Genomic DNA, 23,971 nt, shown 5'->3' on the forward strand with positions numbered 1-23,971 from the left:
TAATGCGGCTGAAAATGCTATTCGCCCGTTTGTTGTTGGCCGCAAGAATTGGTTGCATTCGAACAGCGTCAAAGGAGCCAATGCAAGCGCCGCGATCTACAGTATGATTGAAACCGCGAAAGCCAATGAACTTGAGCCGTATGCTTACCTGTCATATATCATCAAAGAACTACCATTGGTTGAAACAATTGAGCAGTTTGAGAGTTTACTTCCATGGAATGTTAAAAATGAGCACTTAGCATACTGGCATTAATTCGTGCAGGTGGGTTAAATTTACGCTTACGGTGTAACATCAGTTGGTGAAATAGTTGTTATTTAATAAAATATATACAAGCATTACTAATAGCTAAAACTTCAATTTCATAACACGCCTAACGGCCACTCAATATAATACATTGGAGCAATGCATAAATGATTAATACAATCGATTATCATCATATTTTTTCTGAAATTGCATCTGAATTCAAAGAGGTTGATGACCTAGGTGCGATCGCAAACTATATACCTGAATTAGGTAAGGTTGATCCAACTAAGCTGGGAGTTCACCTTACTACTGTTGATAACCAACACTATGCATTTGGTGATGCTGACGAACCATTTTCAATTCAAAGTGTGGCAAAAGTATTATCACTGACATTAGCGTTGAAAATTATGGGAGGAGATCTTTGGAGTCGGGTTGGTGTTGAACCATCTGGTTCACCTTTTAATTCTTTGGTGCAGCTAGAATATGAAAAGGGCATCCCACGAAATCCATTCATCAATGCTGGCGCGATTGTTATTTGTGATATTTTGGTTACTTGTTTGGATGACCCAAAGGAAGACTTACTGGCGTTTATTCGAAAAATATCAGGCATTGATAGTATTAACTATTCTGCAAAAGTAGCAGAGTCAGAGAAAAAGTGTGGTTATCGTAATTATGCACTAGTCAATTTAATGAAAGATTTCGGTAATATTCATAACGATGTAGATATTGTTTTAGACCTGTATTTCTACCTTTGCTCGATTGAAATGACTTGTAAAGAATTGACTAATGCTTTTATGTTCCTTGCTTCTGGTGGTATAAATCCTATTACAAATGAAAGGGTTATTAGCCTTACAAGAACAAAACGAATAAATTCAGTGATGTTAACGTGCGGATTTTATGACGAAGCTGGTGAGTTCGCTTTTAGAGTTGGTTTACCTGGTAAGAGTGGAGTCGGAGGTGGCATTGTAGCCATACACCCTGGTAAATTTTGTATTGCAGTATGGAGCCCAAAGTTAAATGCCAAAGGTAATTCTTACAAAGGAATGAAGGTGCTTGAAGCACTCACGACCAAAACACAATGCTCTATATTTTGATCTGGGTTAGTCATGAAAACTGCTATTTCAAATGAATTGGTAATGATAATAAAAAATTATATGAATATTAGCTGCTATATGAAATTTAAACTGTACGTTCAGGTGTTTAAATAGAATTTAATTAAAAGAAATTTAAGGTAATACTGGATCTTATGGTGGAACAATTTAAGAAACCAGGAATGAAAATAGAATAAGCAACTTAATATCAACTAAATGCAATTATTGTCAGTTATGATTTGAATTAAAGAACGAAATAAGTAGGTTGAAGATGAAAGATTCAGCAACCTACTTAAGCGGCAACTTAGGAGTATAGTTTTACATGTCTGAACTAGTTATTCGTAGAGCAAAGGTCTGTGACTTAGATCGATGCTTTGAAATCGAAAATGATGCTTACGCTGGTGAAGAGGCGGCTACAAAAGAAAAAGTATTAAAAAGAATTAAAACCTACCCAGAAGGTTTTATTGTTTTAGAAAACGAAAAAGAAATTATTGGATTCATTAATTCTGGTGCAACACATACAGTCGAGCTGTCCGATGAAGAGTTCAAGGAATTAATTGGTCATGACCCTGAGGGTAAATACATTGTAATAATGTCAGTTGTCATTCATCCTAATTATCAGGGTAAAAGCTTTACTAGTTTGCTAATGAGAAACTTTATAAACGCAATGCAGGCAATGGGAAAAACTGAAATCTATTTGATATGCCAAACCGAGCTGATAAACATGTACGCCAAATATGGTTTTATTCATTTAGGGGAATCAGATTCTGATCATGGAGGTCTTAGTTGGCATGAAATGTCTCTTGCATTGTAAGACACATGATAAACATAATGAGTTAATGTAAGGGCTAAGCTCTGATATTTATAATCCTCTATTTAATAATCTAACAAAGCTGTTTAGTATATGGGTGACTCTAAGTATCTTGTTCAGGTCAAGCTGATAAGTTGCATTAGTTGCTTAATGGTTATGTGATTCAAGATTGAATCTATCTATGATTACTCGACGCTTTCTTTATTGGAATTCCAGCGTTTTTGTTTTTTTACTAAAGTTGATTGGTCTATACAAAGTGCTTTAGCAGCTGACCGAGTAGTGCCATATTCTTTTATTGCCTCATATATTAACTTTTGCTCTAGTGCTACTACTTGAGCTTTTAAAGAGCTTTTTTCACAAAGAAAAGTTTTTTCCAAGTTAAATTCAGCAGGGAGTTGCTGCAGAGTAATCAATGATTGGTCGGCCGTAACTACTAATCTCTCTGTGAGATTTATAAGCTCACGAATATTGCCGGGCCATTCATATCTACTTAACTGTGTAATAACTTCTTTATGCCAGTGACAATCTAGCCCATACATACTGTTGAAATGTTGAACATAGTACTCAAGTAGTGGACCGATTTCATCTTTTCTTTCTCGTAGTGGAGGTAATTTTATAGGGACAACATTTAACCGATAAAATAGATCTTCCCTAAACAAACCTGCATTTACTTGTGTTTTTAAATCATGATGTGTAGCTGAAATTAAACGAAAGTTTGTGACCTTAAATTCATTGCCACCAACTGGTATGAAGCGATTTTCTGCAATAACTTTAAGTAATTTAACTTGTAGACTTAATGGCAAATCACCAATTTCATCTAAAAATAAAGTACCATTATTAGCCGCTTCAAGTAACCCAATTCTTCCTTTTGCTGAAGCCCCAGTAAATGCCCCTGGCATATATCCAAAAAGCTCTGCTTCCATTAAAGATTCTGGCATAGCTGTGCAATTAAGCTCTATAAATGGACCATCAAAAACCTTACTATATTTATGAATGGTATTAGCTAATAGTGTTTTTCCTGTACCAGTTTCACCTTGAATAAGTATCTTAGTATTAGTTGTAGCAACTTTTTTTGCTAATTCATAGCAAGCTCTGGTATTACGACTAATAATTAGGGGTTCTTGATTATCATCGATTGCATCAGATCCATCGTATAAACTTCTTAATTTTAATAATTGTTCAAGCTGATCTTCAGTACGCTTTGCCTGTAGAAGCTCAGTAATATCTCTTACTGTAGTTACTACATACTCAATACTGCCTTTTTTATCAAACATCGGAGTTCCTGTAACAAATATCTTATGATCACCATCGATAGCTTGAATCAGGGTCACAACACGCAACTCCTTAAGAACTTCGAGAGAAACAGAACTCGAGATGAAACCACCTTCTACCACTTCAGACATGTGAAGACCAATTAAGCGATCCTTCGGCAATCCAGTAATCTTTTCATAGGACTTATTCATGGTAATGGTTATACCGTTACCATCAGTTATATAAACGCCATCACTAAGAGCATCAATTATTCTCTGTAAGTCTTTACCAAATACCATTTTTACTCCACTACTTTCCTAGAAAGCGCCAACAAAACGTAAGCCTGAAAATAATTATATTAAATATCTGAAACTTAGAGAACAAAAGTCCATTCTATTTGCGACTTATCTACTGTAAAAAAGTGATAATAATTATCATACAAAGAATAAAGCCATTTTTACTCGTTACTTAAGTTGAGAGATTAATTTGGGGCAAGTGAAATTAAATTGCATTAGCTAATACAAAACTCGAACTGCTTGGTCGATGCTTCACTATGAAATTAAACATTAACAACAATAATGCAAAATATACGGAAAGAGTGACCTATTAAAACCTGTCTAAGTCTAAGGTAATAAAAGATTCTAATTACGAAGGTGATATTAGGTGAACAAACTTCTAAGGTTAGAGGGGGATCTTTCTTAACAAGAAACCGTATAGAATACATCTTATATGTGTGTGATTTAATAACTGTAAAATAGATGTAGTACATATAACACTTAAGTTTCTTCTTGTAGTGGCTCCGATGAGATAGTCCCATTAAAATATGCTTTTATTAAACACCTCAAATATCATTTTTCATCTGCACGGAACCAAAAGCAAACTAATTCTCACACGCTTTAGCCACTTTCCATGCGCGATGAAAAACATCATCAAAAACTACTTTTTGATGCATAAATTCATCGATATATTGAGATAAAATCAAGTTATTCAAATGTTATTTAAATGTTACAGTAATGTAAATCAACAACTTAACTTAATATTGACAGGTTGGCTTCAAAGTTGCTTTGTATGGAAAACCGTTTAACTTGAATTAAAAATAGCGCTCGTTTTTACTTATTCAAGTTATACAGTTCCTATATAAATAATAACAAATAAGGTCAGGCTCATGCTACATGATATGTCACTTCTAAAAACACGTTGTTTGGTAAATGGTAAATGGATAGAAGCTAAAACAAAAGCAACGTTCCCCGTATTAAATCCAGCAACAGGTGAGCTCATTGCTGAAATTCCAGCCCTTTCTCCAGAGGAAATTCCTGCTGTTATTGAATATTCTCGTATAGCACAAAAAAAGTGGGCATTATTCACAGCAAAAGAACGCTCTAACATCCTAAGACATTGGTTCGAACTAATTGTCGAAAATACTGATGACTTAGCACTACTGATGACTATCGAACAAGGTAAACCTTTGGCTGAAGCAAAAGGTGAAATTGGCTATGCTGCGTCTTTCATTGAATGGTTTTCAGAAGAAGCAAAACGCATTTACGGAGACACAATTCCAGCAACAAGAACAGATCAAAGACTCTCCGTTATTCGCCAACCAATTGGTGTCACCGCCGCTATTACACCATGGAACTTCCCAGCCGCAATGATTACTCGTAAAGCTGCACCGGCTCTTGCAGCAGGCTGTTCTATGATAGTACGTCCTGCTGATTTAACGCCACTTACCGCACTGGCTATCGGAGAATTGGCTGTGCGAGCGGGAATCCCAGATGGCGTTTTTCAAGTGGTTACAGGTTCGGCGAGCGAGCTTGGAAAAGTATTAACTGACAGTAATGTGGTTAGGAAATTGTCTTTCACTGGATCTACCGAAGTCGGACGTTTATTGATGGCACAATGTGCACAAACCATAAAAAAAGTTTCCTTGGAGCTAGGCGGTAATGCACCTTTCATCGTTTTTGATGATGCTGATTTAGACAAAGCAGTGGAAGGTGCTATGGCATCTAAATATCGTAATGCAGGTCAAACCTGTGTCTGTGCAAATCGTTTATTAATACAACGGGGTGTATACGACGCGTTTGCACATAAACTAACAGAAAAAGTTAAAGCATTAAAAGTCGGTAATGGCGTAGAAGCAGGAACAGATATTGGCCCTATGATCGAAGAAAAAGCGATTATAAAAGTAGAAGCACAAATTCAAGATGCAGTCACTAAAGGTGCCACGTTAGCTTTTGGAGGACAGCGTTTAGGTGGACTTTTCCTACAACCAGCCGTTTTAACTGGGGTTACATCTGACATGTCAGTCGCACAAGAAGAGACTTTTGGACCGATGGCTCCGTTGTTTGTTTTCGATACTGAAGAAGAAGCTGTTGCGATGGCAAACGATACTATTTTCGGACTTGCAGCCTATTTTTATACTCGTGATCATGGTCGTATGGTTCGTGTTTCAGAAGCGCTTGAGTATGGAATGGTTGGCCATAATACTGGATTAATATCCAATGAGGTTGCACCTTTTGGTGGTGTAAAGCAATCAGGTTTAGGAAGAGAAGGTTCAAAATACGGCATAGAAGACTATCTTGAAATGAAATACATATGTAGCGCTATTTAATTAATAAAAGATAATAAATTTCAGAAAAACATGATGAATGGAATCAAATGTTTTTCTTTTAATACACTTAGTGTAGGCACCTTGAATAGGGTGGAGCAGACATATTGGTGAACTGCTTAGTGAATGGTTCAGAAAATATAATCTATCGGCACTTAAAGATAATTTTTTAAATAAATAAGTCTACTGAAACGTCGTTGGAAAAATATGGGGTAATTTATCCATGTTTGATGATGTGGAGGGAAGAAGGTGTAAAAAACACTCAATCTAAGATTGTTGGGGGGGGCGGTGACGGGGCCTCTATGGGCTTTATATCTAAGTGTTGATCATTCAATAAAAATCAAAATAATTAAAAAGGAACGTAGAGATGATATTTAATTCTCCTCAACAGATTATGCATGGCTTAGGGTGTTTAAATGAGAACACATTTAAATTGTCTAAGTTAAACCTAAATCGAGTACTGATAATTACTGACTCAAACATATTAAAAGTAGGCATTATAGCTAAAGTTACGGACTTATTACTAGACTCAGATATTACAATTTTTAGTGATATTCCTCCTGAACCAGCTTTGGAAGATTTAGTTGCTTGTGTTGATGTCATCAAGAAAGGTAATTTTGATTGTATCGTAGCAATAGGGGGAGGGTCGGTTTTAGATGTCGCAAAAGCAGGTAGAGTTTGTGCGAAATCAAACAAAACGATAGAAGAATTATTTGGTGAGAATTTAGTCGATAACGCAGGTATTCCATTGATTGCAATTCCTACAACGGCTGGTACCGGAAGTGAATGTACTGCAATATCTATTTTTAGTGTTGGTGATATGAAAAAAGGTATTGTCTCTAAATACCTTTTACCAGAACTTAGTATTGTAAGTCCTGAAATGACACTAAGTTGTCCTCCTAACATAACAGCAGCGTCAGGTGTGGATGCATTAGTTCATGCAATTGAATCGTATACATCAAATAACGCAACGCCAATGACAGATGCGTTAGCCATCAAAGCTGTAAGCCTAATTGCTAATTCAATTGTGAAAGCATACACATATCCCGATGATTTAGCCGCTAGAGAAAGTATGGCAACGGGCAGTATGTTAGCTGGGCTTTCATTTGGCAATGCAGGCGTTGGCGCGGTGCACGCGCTTGCATATCCATTGGGGGGTAAATACCATCTTCCACATGGTGTTTCAAATGCATTATTGTTGCCATTTGTTTTGAAATATAACATCACTCTATCAACGCTGGTTAAATTTACTGATATTGCTGAAGCTATGGGGTTAGAAACTCCGGCTGACGATATGTCTGATAAAGGTAAATTGCATCATGTATCAGAAACGTTAATTAGCCATCTGCATGGGTTATGTCGCGCAGTAAACATTCCTGAAAAAATTTCTGATTTAGTGCCTCTTGAAGATATTGATGTTGAGTATATGACTACTGAAGCAATGAAAGTGGAACGATTATTACGTAATAACCCGTACAAAATGACTCATGATGATGTCAGATCTATTTATCTAGCAACCGTTTGATTATAAAGGGATATATATATGTCAAATAACAAATTTAAAATAAACTTACCGTTTATCAATTACCGTTTTGAATTTCCTGATTTTTGCCAGGGATTACTAATGTGCGCAGTAGATCTTGCGGCAATACCATTGCTCATATCATTATTTGGTATGCCCATGGAGGTCGCTTTAGGTGTTGTTCTCATTAATGGCTTATTCTATTTATTACATGCTACTTTTAATGATGGTGTTGTACCAGGTTGGATAACACCAGCAATCCCCTTGATAATGGCTTTTGTGTCGGTCTTTCCTGAAGGCACTGAACGAATACATGCATTAATGGCATTACAGATGATGGTCGGTTTTTTATCTGTTTTTCTTGGCGTTACTGGCTGGGCTTTACCTGTAATTAAAGCTGTTCCTGCATCCATTCGTTCTGGAATAATCATGGGAGCCGGTATTGCATCAGTATTTGCTGTTTTTAAACTTGGTGGTCGATTTGATATTTTCCCTTACACCATTTCAATTGCGGTTGGTTTAGCATTTTATTTGATTTTTTCTGACCATTTTAAAGAATTATCGCAAAAAAATAGATTTTTCATGTCTATTAATAATTTGGGTATTTTCCCGATTATAGTTTTAGCTATTGTGATCGCTCCTTTATTTGGGGAAGCTCCTTGGCCAACGATTGAGTGGGGAATTACATCACCTGATTTTGGAACGTTATTTAGAGAGTATTCAGTTTATGGTATTGGATTCCCTCCACTTGAGACATTTATTTTTACTATTCCCACTGTAATGGCAATCTATTTAGTTTTGTTTGGTGACGTATTACAAACCAAAGCAATCTTAGATGATGCAGAATCAGCTCGCCCAGATGAACCATTAAATTATAGCCCTAATCGAGCTCATATTATTTTTGGCGCACGTAACTTAATCATTTCAGGAATTTCGCCAGATCCTACAATGGCGGGTCCTTTGTGGTCAGCGATGACCGTTGTAATATGCCAACGTTATAAGCAAGGTCAAAAATCAATGCAGAGTATGATTTCTGGTGTTGGTTCTTTTAGATTAGGGACCAATTGTGGGTTGTTAATGCTTCCTATCGTGTCACTTGTTCAACCTATATTGGGTATAGCACTTGCACTGACCATGATTATACAAGGGTATGTTTCGTGTAAAGTTGGGATATTAGAAGCTAAAAGTGAAAAGGATTTAGGGATTAGTGGTATCGTTGCTGGAGTACTTGTTGCCAAAGGGGCTGCTTGGGCATTTGCAGTCGGTACTGCAATTTGTGTGCTAATCTATGGATTCAAAATATTTAAGCCTCTGATTTATGGTTTTAAAAAAGGTGTTTACAAAAAAGAAGTTAGTACAGAAGAAGAACCAAATTTATTATTCAATCATTTGGAAAAATAATTCATTAGATACTGCCTCCTGATAAACCATAAAGCTCCACTATTTCAAGAAAGATATAGCTTCTCGGAGTTACTTGATGACTAGAGTACCGATGAACAATGTCGACAGGCATTGTTCAATTGGAAATCTAAAGGTAGCTTTGTGGTGTTATCAACCTCTAAATCAATTATGCGATAATCTGCTGATGAAAAATTCAATTACCTACGCAGGTTATCGTTATTCTCCAAAAATATATCAGCTATTCAGAGATTAGAAAACGTATATTAACCTATATAAATCTAATTATTAGCTGCCTTTTGACTTATTTTCGTCCATCGTTAACGATTGGTTATTGCTTTGCCATTGCTACTTCAAGGTATCAAGCTGACTCATTTGAAAAGTTTAGAGCATAAAAAATAACTTAATCAGATCGTTTCTGGTTATCTTGTTAATATACTACTTGGTATGATTAAAGAAGAGTAATAATATTATGGTGAATAAAACTTACGCTGCACGGCCAAGATAAATCCTATTTCTAATAAATCGTCAATGACAAATATATCGTCTTATCCATTTTTCAAAACAGTGAGAAGTTAAACACAAGGCTTAAGACTTTCAACCTCCATAATAGAACCTAATTAGCCTCATAAAAGCCTTTACAACTCGATTTAATCAATCATCTATTAAAAATTCAATAATCTATTTGAATATCAAGCAAATATAAAATACTGTATTTTTATAACTAAAATTCGGGCTGAGAACGAGAAACTCTACAGTCTCATTATATTTTTTGAGGGATTCATGAAACTAGCAATTAATCATCATGCGACAAGAATTGATAAAAATAGTAACTATATTTTTGGACGTGAAGAGTTTGCTGTAAACTTGAAAAATATTTTTACAAATACAGATGGTGGATTTGTTCTAGCAATTGACGCAAGTTGGGGCGAAGGTAAAACGTCATTCACTCATCAGTTAATTTATGATTTAAAGTATTCAAATAATTTGATTCCAATTTACTATGATGCATTTTCTAATGATTTTTCAAGTGATACTTTTTTGTCCATAGGAGCAACAATATCTCATGAAGTGGAAAAGCATTTCCAAAAGAAAGGGCTTAATAACAAAAATAAAATACAAATTACACACTTGAAAAGTGTAACAAAAAAAACTGCAGTAGAGTTAGTTAAACTAGGGACTAATTTAGCTGTAAGGTCATTGACTGCCGGGGTTGTGGGCAGCTCTGAGCTAGAAAAATTTGCGTCTGATGCATTTAACTCTGTGACATTTGACACTCTGGAACTCGATTTAAACAAAAAGTTTGAGGCATATGAGAATTCTAAAACTAGTATTCAATCTTACGTTAAAGCACTAGAGTCAGTTTGCTCTGAGAATGAAAAAGTCGTGTTTTTCATTGATGAACTTGATCGCTGTAGACCAAATTTTGCTGTTGAAGTCTTAGAAAAGATAAAACATCTTTTTCTTGCTAAGAATGTTATTTTTGTTATTTCTTACAATAAATTACAATTGTCTAAAATTATTTCAAGTGTATATGGTGTAGACGCTGAAGATTCATTTAAATACTTAGAAAAATTTATTCATATTGAAGCAAAATTACCAATGATCGATAGTAAGTATCAAGAAAGTTCTTATAAATTACTATTTAACAGTTTTGTCGATGAGTTTGATATTCAACTTCCTAGCGACGAATATTTAAGAAACATGTTTATTTCCTTATGTTCAGATAAACACTTAAAAATGAATAGTCGTGAAATTGAGCGGGCTTTCAGCTATGTGAGCTTTTGTTTTGCTTCTTTACCTCAAAACGATGGATTAGAACTGTTTAGATTTTTCTTGCCTGCTGCCATGATCAAAGTAAAAAATAGAGAACTTTTTGAAAGTGTTAAAGGTGGTAGTTTTAACTCTTTAAATGGAAATAACTCTCAAAAATGGGTGTACAATTTTTTTGACAAATATTTTTCTGATTATCTTGAGCAAAAGGCATCTAATGTATATTACGTTAAAGCTTTTGAAGAAGCATGTACTATTGTATCTATATTTAAACTACCTGCAGATGTCGAGTAGGGTATAAAACTATAAGGCTTTTAAATAGAACAAAAACAGCGGATTTCGTTTCGCTACACATTTTAACCGACTATTTTTGTCAGCTTAATGGTCAAGAGATTCAACTGAACGCTCGATAAATATTATTTGAAGAATAGAAGGGCTGTTAGATTAATATTTTTTATGAATAGTATATCGTTAAAATAAAATAAAATAAAATAAAAAATAAAATATCCGTTATTTAAATGAAAATTCTTCATCAACTGTAAAATTTTTTCTGGTTATGAGCTTATTTATTATGTAAATCTAGGATAAGAAAATATTATTACTATATGTAAAAATATTGGTGTGTATATATGATTTTTGATATCCAGAAAATTTAGTTAGTTAAAAATTTATTTTGTTTTTCCAATAGTAAAAAATTTAATCGCAAGCCAAGTGTAATTAGTAAAAAATATTTGAACAGTATGAAACTATAAGCATATACAACCTGTTCATCACTAGTCATTTAATAATATCCCACATCAATAAGGTGTGATGGAGTGTCTTACCTAATTATTTTCAATTACAAAAAATTAAGTAACTTCAATAACTTATGTTTGAAGATATTACAATCAAAGTAAAACTTCATGCTAAGAGTTTAGTATTAAGATTAATCTGGTAGCGGAAAATTTTCAAAAACGTTAGTCTATACTGTACCACTACATACAGATGATTTATTAGGTTTGGCAAGCGAGGTTTATTCTGGTCAGGGTGTAATACAATTTGTATTACACCCTTTGGACTTTACTTTTAAGTAGTTAATTTAATCATTCTACTTATCACTAGAAACGATATTCAACACCGATACTAGCCTGCTTAAAGTCTGTTTCTGTATCGGAACCGTTAGATACATTATCCAAATTAATTTCTGCATCATACCAAGTGTACTCGGCATTAATTAAAAAACGTTCTGTTACTTTAAACGCTACACCCGCACCAGCAAATACACCTTCATCATCTTTATTGCCAGAAAATCCGACCACGTTATAATCTGTTGAATACCATAACTGACCACCTTTAGCATACAACTCTACTCGATCAGCAACAGGCAATATCACCTTTAAGCCAGCGGTATAACCATCTGTTTCAGCGCTAGATAAGTTGTTGCCGTAACTACCAAAATCAATATAGCTACCTTCTAGAGCTAAGTAGTTGTTAAAGCGATAACCGACTATACCCTGGAGAACATCATTATTGTCGTCAAAATCATCTTCGCCATCTACTTTTAGGTAACCATAATTACCACCGACATAAATACCATGTTCAGCTACGTCTTTCTTGAAGTCATCAGCGTGAGAAAAAGTACTAACAGAGGCTAACGAAATAATTCCAGCTAAAGTAATAATCGTATTTTTCATAAGATACTCCTAGTTAATTGTGTAAATACATCTAACTAGTTACAAAATGGATGCCAACTTTATAAAAGTAACCGAGAGCTGTTTATCTTAGTTTGACATTTTGCTTAATATCAATGGGTTACGTTTGTTTATTTTTTTTGAGTGAATGTTGGAGAACAATATATATGCAATCATACTGCTTTTTTTTACTCGCTCAATGAGGTTGTGGTAACGTAAAATGGTAAATTTTTCTGATTAAATTGTAATATTTTCAAAGGATAAGTGAGGTCAAAGTAAACTTTATTCTATTATTTTATACCTTAAAAGGGCGTCCCATTTTCTTTTGATGCATACTTTCACCCGTTATTTTTCTATTTGGTCTTTAAATATGTCGCTGTCGATTACCATGCCTTTATTGGAAGAATTAATCAAAAATATCGAGTTGACTAATACGTCACTGAAAATAGTTCTGAGTAATAAATACAGCTTTAATGTCAGTTTTGTAACTGACGATGTAACATTTCAAAATATAAAATCGATTTTAAATGTTTAATCACCATATGAATTGTATAACAATGCATTAAAAATTTAATAAACAGTGAGTTGCGTTTCGTTTATTGCATCAGGAGTTTCAACTGAACACTCTAGAAATATTTTTAAAAAATAGAAGGGCAGTTAGATTAATATTTTTATGAATAGCATGTAGTTAAAATCAGATAAATAAATATCCTATCATTGAAGATAAACTTTTTACTAATAATAAAGTTGGTTCTGGTTATGAGGTTGTCTTGAAAATATAGGAAAAGAAATTGTCATTATCTATAAAAATATTGGGGAGTAAATAGTTTTTTTAATGCCAATAAAATTTATTTATTTAGTTAGTAATAATTTTATTTTACTAATCGTAAAGTAAAATTATTACAAGCCAAGTTTAATGAAAAAAAAATTTGTACAATATTAGTTATTAGTTATTTAAAAATAACTACATCAATGGGTGATGAAGTGTATTAATTATTTTTTCATTGAAAAAATAGTTAAGTAGCTGCTGTAAGTTAATGTTGTAGAAAACATTAGAATTCAAACATTAATCTATATGGCATAGAAATTAGTATTAAGATTAATTTTTTAATAAAAAATATTCGAACAATATTAAAACTATAAAGCTAGTTAATGTGATAGTTGATCATTAGGTTATTTAAAAGTATCCATATCAATAAGGTGTGATTAAGTATATTAATAATATTTTCCATGAAAAAACTGATTAAGTAACTGTAGTTGAATCGCCTGAAGAACAGATAGCAGCAGTTTAAAGTAGGTAAACTTCCTGAACTATCAGTTTGGGAAGCTGTAATACTTTCAAGTTAATGTTTAGAAGATATTACAACTCAAAAGTAAAACTTAATGACAAGAGTTTAAGGTTAATCTGGTAGCTGAAAATATATGTAAACATTTGTTAGCAGATACCGATGATTAATTAGGTTTGGTCAAGCCTGGCCAAGCTTAAATTAAATACGAATTTAGGAATTCAAATTATTTAATTATGCCTACGTAATATCAGACTGCTAATAAGTGATCTCATACTTAATTTACATAGTCTTATTTAACAAGCGGATTAGTTATAAACGCCAAAGCTTGAAAAGCACAAAAAACATAAAGGATAACAGTAGGTTATACATTTTATGTTAAATAGGATTATGGTAAATAAAAGAAAGTTAAGGTGATACTGGATCTCATTCTTAATTTACACTGACACAAGTTAATATTGAGAATAGCTATATTAAAACCCTATTTAACATAATATACATTACACGAAGTCATGTTAATGCTTGTGGCTAGATGGTATTTGTGTGGTAAAAATCATTCAATATGAGATTTTCCTCAACCGTAAGATTTTATAGTTACTAATTAACCTGTTGTTTTTATTTGAAATTAAATATCGCGTACGTATTTAATGAACTCTCGCTAAGTTGAATAATTATTTCCAAGTTAATCTCTATTATGTCGTTTATACTCGTTTCCTTATTTATTAAACTTACTCATTACTGCTAGCTAATACTACTGGCTAATAATGAGTCCATTACTTAGTCATTAACTAGTTTTTTCATTTGGCTATTGTCGGCCTAATTGTGATTTTTCTTTATTATATTGTTAACTCGTAACTTGAAAATTAACTGTTAGCTTAGCTTATTACATTTATCACATGAGTTTTAGATAGTTAAAACTACTTATTTTGTTATTTCTTAATGTAAATACCCGACAATTACCTTATAAATACTGAAAACATTTTTTTACTATCAACATTGCTAAATTTGATTATAAATTAGGCGCTCTGTGTTGAAATCTGAGATGTTATCAAGGCATTTATCTATAAGTAGGAAATCTCAGAGCCATTAATAAATAACTTTTTATCTTTAATTAGTTAAATATCATGCCTAACTACTTTTTATTGTCAGCTCTTAGACCAGAATATTTTTTATTACTTTAGATAAATACTATTTTTATTTTTTAACGTTAATGCCAATACTTAATCCTTATGCTTTTAAAATTATTTTAATGTTTAATAAAATTTAATTGTTATTACTGCTTCAATACTAATTTCTCATCTAATGTTATTACGACTTAAAAATTAATTACTTTTATTGATATTATTATTTTAACTTTTTTGATAACAAAACATTGTGGGTAATTTTTTATTGGAATTTTAAAATTAACTATTTGTTATATGCCAGTTACCTATAAAGCCAGATGTTATTCAATGATCGTTAAAGTTTAGCATTCTCCATTTAATTTTTTATTTAATAGATAGCTGAATTAATTATTTTAATGACACGCACGCATAAAATTTAATTCAGGTTAAGTAAATTTTAATAAAATAACTTTAACAAAGTGTCTTTAAAAATATTACTTTAACAACATAGTCTGGTTATTTTATCTATTTTAAATATCACACATAGATGGCAGACTATCTATTATTGATAGTCCATGAAATTATTTAGTTATTATGTTTTATAGTTTTATTTCATTTATTATAAAAATAAACTTATGTGTCATGCAGCCTTTAGTGAATTGAAATCTGTTTAGTTGTATCGTTACTGCCAAGATTTATATTTGTTATCTTGTATTTATGTATTTATGTATTTATTAAAAAATTAAAAAATTGACAGCCACCCTATCAATTACAATATTACGCACACGTTACAATTACATATTTAGAAACTTTAATTATTTATTCGTCTGATTTTAAATTATATTTTTCTCTAACTTAACAATTACTGAATAACAGCACAGGCCTATAAGTATATTTTCACAGGTCTCTATTACCGGTTATGAACTTAAATTTTAATACCCGTTCTCTTTTATAGCAGCTTGTAATTTTTTCCTTCAGAAAGTCCAAGCAAGACAACAGCAAGTGGTATAAGAATTAATATTTTTTGAATAGGCTAAACTTATTTAAAAACTTTTTTGGGGATGTATATAGTGACACATCAATAAAAAATTTTATGGTTTAATTCGTGTCACTACTTCAGGCTTAATTCCTTCAGAGCCAACTACCGAATTTATTGTTATCTAGTATAGGGCTCTAATGTAGTAACTGGCTGATAAAAATATTTATACTTACTACTATCATCCTCATCTTTTTTTACTTTTTGATGAATACTTATAATGCGTCAGAAAAGCCATATTTTAAATTATAGACTTTGCATTTTAGCTCAATATTAAATCAAGAACATTAACAACTCCCCTTCTCTATATGCTGGTTATTTATGTAATAAATTCGCTCTTTTATATAAAAAAATCACTTATATATAGCCGGAAATAAAGGGGGGGAATGAGTGTTGAAATAGTTTCTATTAAAATTTTTTAAATTTACACTTTATAAAAACGTGTTAGACACAATCTCTAGATATTAAATTAATACATTTAAAATCAACACACTAGGCTCACACCCTTAACAGGCTAAATTCATTTCAATACTATTATCTAACAACCAATTTTAGGGATATCTTTCCAATGAGTTGTGTATTGTGGTGTTAATAACTCTCTGCGCATTAACCATTTTTCTTCAGTGCCTTGTGCTGCAAAAAATAAGCTATTTGTACCATAGCGGTGATTGATTTCATCTAACATTTTCATCAATGACGCGTTATGTTCACTTGGATTGAATAGATCAAATTGTTGGTGTTTTTGACTACTTAAATTCAATAACGCAACGCCAATCTTGTAATATCGAACACCGGGTTTAAATAGCAGATGTATATTCTCGCTGATTACATGTAGCAGTTGCGAAGTGTCGTTAGTGGCCTGAGATAAGTGGACAATTACTTTATAACTCGCCGGTGATTTATCAAAGGGGCTACTTGATGCAAACGCTAATAATGTACTGCATAGTGAATATTGTTCTCTGGCTTTTACGCAGGCAATGGCAATATGTTTGGCTAATGCTTGATTTAGGCTTTGAATATCCGTAATACGTTTCCCAACACTACGTGTTGAAAATATTTGTAGTTTATCTGCCCTTACACCATCCCATATCTTACAAGGTTGGCCATTTAGCTCATTGATTGTGCGTTGTAACTCGACATTAAATAAACTTTTGGGTAATAGTTTAAGGTTAGCTTTACTCAGTTGTAATACAGTTTTGATACCATTTTGGGCTAATTTTTGATTGGTTTTTTTACCGATTCCCCATACGTCAAGCGGTGATAATTGTGCAAAAACATCTTCTTTAAACTGATCATTATCTAGCAAGCAGACACCGTTAAAACCAGGCCATTTTTTGGCAACATGATTAGCGACTTTTGCTAAGGTTAAGGTTTCGCCTAACCCTACACAAACCGGTAAGCGAGTTTCCTTCCACACGGCACGACGTATTTTTTCTGCCTGAATGGTTAAATCTGCAATGTTATGGCAACAGTGACTAAAATCTAAGAATGATTCGTCAATCGAATAGATATGTTGCTCTGGTGCAAAGCGCCCTATTATTTGCATCATTTTATGCGACAAGTCTGCGTAGAGTTCATAGTTTGAAGAACAGACGATAATACCTTTTTTTTCACAAAGATAACGCACTTTAAAAAAGGGTTGGAATTTTTTAATGCCCAATGCAAGCGCTTGTTTGTTGGCGGCTACAATACAGCCATCATTATTAGACAATACGATGATCGGCTTTCCTCGCCACTCTGGCCGAAACACTTGTTCAGCGCTGCAATAGAATGAGTTAGCATCGACTAAAGCAAACACTATAGATTGGCCGCTAATAACTGACTGCTTCGGTGGCAACGAATTGAACGTGTGACCACACCTTCGATTGTAAATTGATCGTCTTCATTAATAGGGATAGTTTTATAGCGAGGGTTAGCCGAGAGCAACAAACGCTCATTTATATTAATGATTTTACAAATAAACTCACCGTTATAATTAGCGACGATCACGTCGTTGTTTTTAACCGTGACATGTCTATCGACAATAAGGATATCACCACTGTATATACCAACACCTTGCATGGAGTGACCATCTGCTTTACCAATAAAGGTGGCATTTGGGTGCTCGACAAGCAGTGCATCCAAGCTTAATGGTAATTGTAAATAGTCACTTGCCGGGCTTTCAAAGCCGGTAATGCCTGCACTTGCTGTAATCAGAATGAAGTTCATAATAACGCTCACAATTTAACTGTATAAATAAACAGTTAAATTATAAGTGAGTTTGTTATAAGTACAAGCAGAAGTTAGTGCATGGTGATAGTATTACTGGCGAATTGATGTGCATCTAATCCTTGCCTTTAGCTCAATCGTTTCCCTAGTAATAACCTGACTAACTTTATATTATATTTTTGTTATCATGGTTTTACATTATTCCCATTCGGCAAAGCCGTTAACTTATTAAAGGCACAATGTGTTAAATAATGTTTCAGAGTTGTTATCCATCAAGTTGAATAATTTTATTCATCGTATCGATTCTAAAGCATTAATGGTAGAACTGGCTATTCAACATCGATGTAGTTTAAAGCGTATTCGTCGTTCTAAAAATTGGGGGTTGGTAGGGGCTAAAAAAGATCTTATTCAACTCAGTCTATATTTTAGGGAAAATAATAGTCTTTGGATTGCAGAAGCGATTGATAAAGCATTACCAAAAGCAAGCGTAGATTTATCACTCTTATTGAAATCGAACCCAGATATCACAGTCAATGAATTAGTTGCAGCATCTGGTTGTTCATTGGTTAAAGCGAGAGCTGCGATTGATTCAGCTGAACAACTTATTTGATGTGGTTAGTTAATAATGGAACTTTTTATTTTGAAAATACACCGTGGCGATGATAAAGCGTGGCTTTGTATAACGCGTAGAAAATGATTAAAATTACCTTTAGTTCATTGAATCAGAAACAATAAAATTCCCATTATTTTTATGCTCCTAATAAATCTAAATGTTTAATTTTCTTGTAACGTAAAGACATAGAAATACAATGTGCTAACTCTTGAGGTACTGGTTGGTCAATTTTTAAGATGATTGCGCGATTACCATCATATTTAAAAATATCGCCATAGACTTCTTTAAATGTATCAACGAGTGATGTTTTACAATTAAAGTAAATACAATACTGCTCAGGATGATTTGCTTTCCAATCAAATCGAACCGTACTCCCTGTTTTGCAAACGTAACTCGGTTCGCCCCACTTTAAGGTTTCCGTGATATCAGTTATTCCATCTTGCTTAGCAATGCTAAAAATTATATTTCGAATTGTATTCAGTAAAACAGCAATATGTTCAGGGTAGGTTTCAAATTTTTGTTTAACACTTAAGTCCATTAGAGAGTCCGCTTTACCAAGAAGTTTAATAGGGGGGGTGAATATATAGTCAAAAACTATGTTCCCCCTCTTGTACAGTCTGATGATTGAGCTAACCATTTAACCGTTTGCTTCATTTATAACATAAACAAAAGTGCTCTTCACTCAACTTGCCTTTACTGCACCAACTAAACATCTCAGTTTGTGAAAAAAGATGGCGCTGTAATTTTCCATAAGAATTAACCTATTAATTTGTGTATCTTGAATCATAATGGGATCCATTCATATTAAGTTATCTACCTAGATCCAATGCTGCCTAGCCTCAATGCTACCCATTATTAATGCTAATTAGCGAATGTAAAGTGTACAAAAATGAATAAGGTACAATAACGGACTTTTTTAAACTCCATATAAAACTGTTACTGTTAATTTTTAACCCATAAACAGTCTCTTTAATAATGCAGTAAATTCTGACCTAGCGAGATCTTCATTGATATGTTTGAAATCGCTGATCACAGGTTTTCCTGCTACGTAAACATGCTTGATTAGGTTTTCATTACAAGCAAATAACCAACGGTTAATAATATCTTCATTGTTACTTGCAGCAATAAAAGGGTGTTGATTATCTAGCACCATAAAGTCAGCTCGGTGTCCTACTGCTAAACCTAATTTTACTTGTGCTGCTTGATTCCCGCCAAGTCGTGCTTGGTTTAATAAAAAGTCACCTACATGATTCTGTTGATCACTATAAAGCCGATTACGTTGTTGATCTCGTAGTCGCTGGCCGTATTCCAGCGATCGCAATTCTTCTACTAGTGACAAACTAACATGGCTGTCCGAACCAATTCCCCAACGCCCTTGAGCTTCCATAAATGCTACCGCAGGGAAAATACCATCGCCGAGGTTTGCTTCTGTTGTTGGACATAAGCCAACGACTGCTTTGCTTTTAGCGATTGTGAATAATTCATCTTTATCAAGGTGTGTGGCATGCACTAAACACCAACGTTGATCGATGCCTATTTCATTATTTAACCATTGCACTGGACGTTGACCACTCCAGGCCAAACAATCTTGTACCTCTTTTTGTTGTTCTGCTATATGGATATGAATAGGTATTTGATTGGATGTCGCGCTTAATACTGTTTGTATTTGCTCTTGAGTGACGGCTCTTAATGAATGGAAGCAAATGCCTAAACGATGTAATGGATGATCTACGAATTGTTTTTCACAGGCCTGATGCAATGCTAAATATTGGTCACTATTGTTGATGAACCGCTTTTGTCCGCTGTTAGGCGCTTGCCCTGCAAAACCTGAATGTGCATAAAGCACAGGTAGTAGTGTTAAACCTATTCCAGCTGTATCAGCGGCGTGCATTAATTGTTCTGCCATTTCATTGATTTGAGAGTAGGCTTGGCCATTTTGTTGGTGGTGTAAATAATGAAACTCTGCAACTTGGGTATAACCCGCTTTGAGCATATCAATATACAGTTGGGTTGCAATAATACGCACATCATTGGGAGTGAGTTGCTCAACCATTTTATACATCAGGTCTCGCCAACTCCAAAAGCTGTCTTTAGGATCTAAGCTAACTTCAGCCATTCCAGCCATAACGCGTTGAAAAGCATGTGAGTGAAGGTTTGCAATTGTAGGTAACACTGGCCCATTTAAACAGATTGCCTTGTTTGCCACTACGTTGGTAGCGATGCTTTTGATGCAACCATCGATGACGTCGAAGCGAACATTATCTGCCCATCCATTTGCTAACAATGCTTGTTTTGCAAAATAAACCTGTTCAGTCATAAAACAATTCCACTATAATTTATTAAAAATACACACTAAAAAGTGTTTATGAGTGTAGCCTAACCTATCTTGTATATACAAGATAAACTTGAATCTATCTCCTATCTGTTATAACTACAAAATACTGGGTATAATTGCTTATTAAACCGTTTTATTTTTAAACGTTGTATTAATTGCCCCCTCTTTTAAACAAGGTAAAATCGTGACCGAAACTACCAGTAGCATGATGAACAAGCTTTCTCAGTCGATAGAGGACTCTCCAGCCCCTATTTATGCGCGCGTGAAACAAGCAATCTGCCTAAAAATTAACAGTGGTGAATGGCAAGCTAACCAACGTGTACCTTCAGAATCGGAGATGGTTAAAGCACTAGGTGTAAGTCGAATGACGGTGAATCGTGCGCTTAGAGAGTTAACTGATGAAGGGATCTTAATTAGACAACAAGGTGTCGGTACTTTTGTTGCGAAGAAGAAAACCCATTCAGCACTTTCTGAGATCCATAATATCGCCGATGAAATTGCGCAACGGGGTAATCAACATCGCGCGGAGTTAATCGAGATAATACGCACTAATGCGAGTATGGAAGAGGCTATCAACCTTTCAGTACGCACCAATCATACGATATTTCGTGCAACCATCGTACATTTTGAGAATGATCTACCGATTCAAATTGAAGAGCGAGTAGTCAATGCGACCCTGGCTCCAGACTATGACAAGCAAGATTTTCAACAGAATGAGACCTATGATTACCTGATGAAAGTGGCACCTATGACAGAGGGTGAGCACCTTGTTGAAGCAGTAATGCCTTCAGCTAACGAATGTAGACTATTACAAATTCAAGCTAATGAACCTTGTTTACAAATAAAACGCCGCACCTGGTGTGATGACCAATTAGTAACGACCGCCCGCTTGCTTTCTCCTGGCTCACGGTTTCAACTCTTCGGCCATTTTGGCGGTAAATAGTCTTATATTTGAATGACGTATTATTTTATCGTATTAAATGTATAGCTCTTTTAGCCTTTTGATATAAAACCCACTTATCCATTTAAGTAATAGCAGACTGCAATGTTCTGCTATTACTTTGCCACTTTGTACTAATCATACTTATTAAAAGCACTGGCTTTTTATTGAATTTTTTATCAAGAGAACAATTTTTGACATTAACTGACGTATTAAACTGAGCCACTTTTCCTACGTAAAAAGTAAGATCACATATTTACTAAAATACACATCATTACTTTTACAAATGACTTGCACCGAATATTAAATGCTATTAGTATCAAATTTATAGTTGTATATACATGTACATTTAATTGCGTGTAATTACATTTACTGAACAAAATACAAGTTTTATCTATCTTCCAACAGATAGGTAAAACTAAGTAACGCATGTTATGGAGACTTACACTATGTTTGAATTGACCATTAATCCAGGAAAACTGACGCTTAATGAATTACGCAAGATTAGCCGTGAAGCCGTAAAAATATCTTTGCATGAAAGTGCCATTGAAGGGATCCACGCCAGTAATCAGATAGTTAATGATGTTATTGCCGATGACCGTGCCGTCTACGGAATTAATACTGGATTTGGTCTACTCGCCAACACCCGTATTAAAACTGAAGATTTAGATGAATTGCAACGTAGTATCGTACTATCGCACGCTGCAGGTATTGGTAAATTAATGAGTGATGCTACCGTAAAATTGGTGATGACATTAAAAGTAAACAGCTTAGCACGTGGGTACTCTGGCATTCGCTTATCAGTGATTGAAGCCTTGATCACCTTGGTTAATAAACAAGTTTATCCATGTATTCCACAAAAAGGTTCAGTTGGTGCCTCTGGTGACCTTGCACCCTTAGCTCACATGAGTGCCGTACTTTTAGGTGAAGGTCAAGCACGCTATAAAGGTGAGATCATCTCTGGGCAGGCTGCATTAGCGATTGCTGGCCTTCAACCTATTACACTGGCACCAAAAGAAGGTTTAGCGTTACTTAATGGTACGCAAGCCTCAACAGCTTTTGCTTTAGAAGGTTTATTTCATGCCGAAGATTTATTTGCTTCTGCCATTGTTTGTGGTTCGTTATCTGTTGAAGCTGCACTAGGTAGCCGCAGCCCTTTTGATGATCGTGTTCATCAAGTTCGTGGCCATCAAGGACAAATAGATGCGGCCGCTGCGTATCGCCATTTATTACGTGACAGCAGTGCAATAAGTGAATCTCATGTTGATTGTGAGAAAGTACAAGACCCTTACTCTTTACGTTGCCAACCACAAGTCATGGGGGCTTGTTTAGATCAAATTCGTAATTCAGCTAAAACATTACATATTGAAGCAAATTCAGTTTCTGATAATCCGTTAGTGTTTGCACAAGATGGCGACATTATTTCAGCGGGTAATTTCCATGCTGAGCCTGTTGCGTTTGCCGCAGATAATCTAGCATTAGCAATTGCTGAGATTGGTAGTTTATCGGAACGTCGTATGGCCTTATTGATTGACAGTGGCTTAAGTAAGTTACCGCCATTTTTAGTTAATAATGGCGGTGTTAACTCTGGCTTTATGATCGCGCAAGTGACGGCAGCGGCATTAGCGAGTGAGAATAAAAGCTTTGCGCATCCAGCCTCTGTAGATAGTTTGCCCACTTCCGCAAATCAAGAAGACCATGTTTCGATGGCAACTTTTGCAGCGCGTCGTTTAAAAGATATGTCTGAAAACACACGGGGAATTTTAGCCGTTGAAATTCTGTCCGCAGCTCAAGGTATTGATTTCCGAGCACCACTTAAATCTTCTGATGCATTAGAACAAGCAAAAGCAGAATTGCGCGCACAAGTCGCATTTTATGATAAAGACCGTTACTTTGCGGCAGATATTGAAAAAGCGAATAACTTGTTAGCACAAGCCGTACATAATGAACTGATGCCTTCACAATTATTGCCGAGTCTATGACCTCGTGATTAATGAATAACCATACAAAAACTTGTTTTGGTTAATTAAAAGTAACGCTAACAATTTGATGGTGTTTGAGGGAAGTATACTTCTATTGAAGATCATT

General features: G+C 34.4%; 16 protein-coding genes. 10 read left to right on the top strand and 6 right to left on the bottom strand.

Annotated features, from left to right (window positions below; translation table 11 throughout):
- The 3 genes from H592_RS21560 to H592_RS0105505 form a co-directional block, all read left to right on the top strand.
- A partial coding sequence (locus H592_RS21560; RefSeq protein WP_037071003.1) for a transposase domain-containing protein occupies positions 1-253 on the top strand: 253 nt, incomplete at its 5' end.
- Positions 254-411: 158 nt separating this feature from the next.
- The gene (locus H592_RS0105500; RefSeq protein WP_037071005.1) at positions 412-1,338 is read left to right on the top strand and encodes a glutaminase; all 927 of its coding nucleotides are present in this window, start codon (positions 412-414) and stop codon (positions 1,336-1,338) included.
- Between the two features lie 319 nt (positions 1,339-1,657).
- On the top strand, positions 1,658-2,149 hold the full coding sequence (locus H592_RS0105505; RefSeq protein WP_037071008.1) for a GNAT family N-acetyltransferase: 492 nt from the start codon (positions 1,658-1,660) through the stop codon (positions 2,147-2,149).
- 182 nt (positions 2,150-2,331) lie between these two features.
- Here H592_RS0105505 and H592_RS0105510 read toward each other — a convergent pair whose 3' ends face one another.
- Positions 2,332-3,696 carry a sigma-54 interaction domain-containing protein gene (locus tag H592_RS0105510; protein ID WP_028867897.1) on the bottom strand — a complete coding sequence of 455 codons (1,365 nt, stop codon included), beginning with the start codon at positions 3,694-3,696 and terminating at the stop codon, positions 2,332-2,334.
- Between the two features lie 866 nt (positions 3,697-4,562).
- Here H592_RS0105510 and H592_RS0105515 point away from each other — a divergent pair.
- The 4 genes from H592_RS0105515 (at position 4,563) to H592_RS0105530 (ending at position 10,986) form a co-directional block, all read left to right on the top strand.
- Positions 4,563-6,002 (top strand): NAD-dependent succinate-semialdehyde dehydrogenase, encoded by a 1,440-nt coding sequence (locus H592_RS0105515; protein ID WP_028867898.1) that lies wholly within the window; start codon positions 4,563-4,565, stop codon positions 6,000-6,002.
- A 364-nt stretch (positions 6,003-6,366) separates the two neighbouring features.
- Complete coding sequence (locus tag H592_RS0105520) at positions 6,367-7,524, top strand: iron-containing alcohol dehydrogenase (RefSeq protein WP_028867899.1); 1,158 nt, start codon at positions 6,367-6,369, stop codon at positions 7,522-7,524.
- 18 nt (positions 7,525-7,542) lie between these two features.
- Complete coding sequence (locus H592_RS21565; RefSeq protein ID WP_084296207.1) at positions 7,543-8,922, top strand: hypothetical protein; 1,380 nt, start codon at positions 7,543-7,545, stop codon at positions 8,920-8,922.
- A 780-nt stretch (positions 8,923-9,702) separates the two neighbouring features.
- On the top strand, positions 9,703-10,986 hold the full coding sequence (locus H592_RS0105530; protein ID WP_028867900.1) for a KAP family P-loop NTPase fold protein: 1,284 nt from the start codon (positions 9,703-9,705) through the stop codon (positions 10,984-10,986).
- 803 nt (positions 10,987-11,789) lie between these two features.
- On the opposite strand, the gene H592_RS0105535 is transcribed toward H592_RS0105530, so the two are convergent.
- From H592_RS0105535 to H592_RS0105545, 3 genes are all read right to left on the bottom strand, one after another.
- A complete protein-coding gene (locus H592_RS0105535) occupies positions 11,790-12,365 on the bottom strand; it encodes a porin family protein (protein ID WP_028867901.1) in 576 nt (191 codons plus the stop codon).
- A gap of 3,960 nt (positions 12,366-16,325) precedes the next feature.
- Positions 16,326-17,585: a Y-family DNA polymerase gene (locus tag H592_RS0105540; RefSeq protein ID WP_028867902.1), complete on the bottom strand. Its 1,260-nt coding sequence runs from the start codon at positions 17,583-17,585 to the stop codon at positions 16,326-16,328.
- Positions 17,585-17,995, bottom strand: coding sequence for a LexA family protein (locus tag H592_RS0105545; RefSeq protein ID WP_028867903.1), 411 nt, complete (start codon positions 17,993-17,995; stop codon positions 17,585-17,587). Before H592_RS0105545 ends, H592_RS0105540 begins: the two co-directional genes overlap by 1 nt.
- A 241-nt stretch (positions 17,996-18,236) precedes the next feature.
- Here H592_RS0105545 and H592_RS0105550 point away from each other — a divergent pair, with 241 nt between their 5' ends.
- Positions 18,237-18,605: a ribosome recycling factor family protein gene (locus tag H592_RS0105550; protein WP_051369021.1), complete on the top strand. Its 369-nt coding sequence runs from the start codon at positions 18,237-18,239 to the stop codon at positions 18,603-18,605.
- A 139-nt stretch (positions 18,606-18,744) separates the two neighbouring features.
- On the opposite strand, the gene H592_RS0105555 is transcribed toward H592_RS0105550, so the two are convergent.
- Positions 18,745-19,146, bottom strand: a complete 402-nt coding sequence (locus H592_RS0105555) for a DUF1801 domain-containing protein (RefSeq protein WP_028867905.1) — start codon at positions 19,144-19,146, stop codon at positions 18,745-18,747.
- A 411-nt stretch (positions 19,147-19,557) separates the two neighbouring features.
- Positions 19,558-20,925: a formimidoylglutamate deiminase gene (locus tag H592_RS0105560; protein ID WP_028867906.1), complete on the bottom strand. Its 1,368-nt coding sequence runs from the start codon at positions 20,923-20,925 to the stop codon at positions 19,558-19,560.
- 202 nt (positions 20,926-21,127) lie between these two features.
- Here H592_RS0105560 and hutC point away from each other — a divergent pair, with 202 nt between their 5' ends.
- Both hutC and hutH read left to right on the top strand, forming a co-directional pair.
- Positions 21,128-21,886 (top strand): histidine utilization transcriptional repressor HutC, encoded by a 759-nt coding sequence (gene hutC, locus H592_RS0105565; protein WP_028867907.1) that lies wholly within the window; start codon positions 21,128-21,130, stop codon positions 21,884-21,886.
- Between the two features lie 446 nt (positions 21,887-22,332).
- A complete protein-coding gene (gene hutH, locus H592_RS0105570) occupies positions 22,333-23,865 on the top strand; it encodes a histidine ammonia-lyase (RefSeq protein ID WP_028867908.1) in 1,533 nt (510 codons plus the stop codon).
- Positions 23,866-23,971: the final 106 nt, after the last annotated feature.

The sequence above is a fragment of the Psychromonas arctica DSM 14288 genome (assembly GCF_000482725.1).
GTDB classification, from domain to species: Bacteria; Pseudomonadota; Gammaproteobacteria; order Enterobacterales; family Psychromonadaceae; genus Psychromonas; species Psychromonas arctica.

Excerpts from the sequence above, each read along its gene's own strand:
- H592_RS0105500 (WP_037071005.1), top strand. The coding sequence starts at position 412 with ATGATTAATACAATCGATTATCATCATATTTTTTCTGAAATTGCATCT.
- H592_RS0105505 (WP_037071008.1), top strand. The coding sequence starts at position 1,658 with ATGTCTGAACTAGTTATTCGTAGAGCAAAGGTCTGTGACTTAGATCGA.
- H592_RS0105510 (WP_028867897.1), bottom strand. The coding sequence starts at position 3,696 with ATGGTATTTGGTAAAGACTTACAGAGAATAATTGATGCTCTTAGTGAT.
- H592_RS0105515 (WP_028867898.1), top strand. The coding sequence starts at position 4,563 with ATGCTACATGATATGTCACTTCTAAAAACACGTTGTTTGGTAAATGGT.
- H592_RS0105520 (WP_028867899.1), top strand. The coding sequence starts at position 6,367 with ATGATATTTAATTCTCCTCAACAGATTATGCATGGCTTAGGGTGTTTA.
- H592_RS21565 (WP_084296207.1), top strand. The coding sequence starts at position 7,543 with ATGTCAAATAACAAATTTAAAATAAACTTACCGTTTATCAATTACCGT.
- H592_RS0105530 (WP_028867900.1), top strand. The coding sequence starts at position 9,703 with ATGAAACTAGCAATTAATCATCATGCGACAAGAATTGATAAAAATAGT.
- H592_RS0105535 (WP_028867901.1), bottom strand. The coding sequence starts at position 12,365 with ATGAAAAATACGATTATTACTTTAGCTGGAATTATTTCGTTAGCCTCT.
- H592_RS0105545 (WP_028867903.1), bottom strand. The coding sequence starts at position 17,995 with ATGAACTTCATTCTGATTACAGCAAGTGCAGGCATTACCGGCTTTGAA.
- H592_RS0105555 (WP_028867905.1), bottom strand. The coding sequence starts at position 19,146 with ATGGACTTAAGTGTTAAACAAAAATTTGAAACCTACCCTGAACATATT.
- H592_RS0105560 (WP_028867906.1), bottom strand. The coding sequence starts at position 20,925 with ATGACTGAACAGGTTTATTTTGCAAAACAAGCATTGTTAGCAAATGGA.
- hutH (WP_028867908.1), top strand. The coding sequence starts at position 22,333 with ATGTTTGAATTGACCATTAATCCAGGAAAACTGACGCTTAATGAATTA.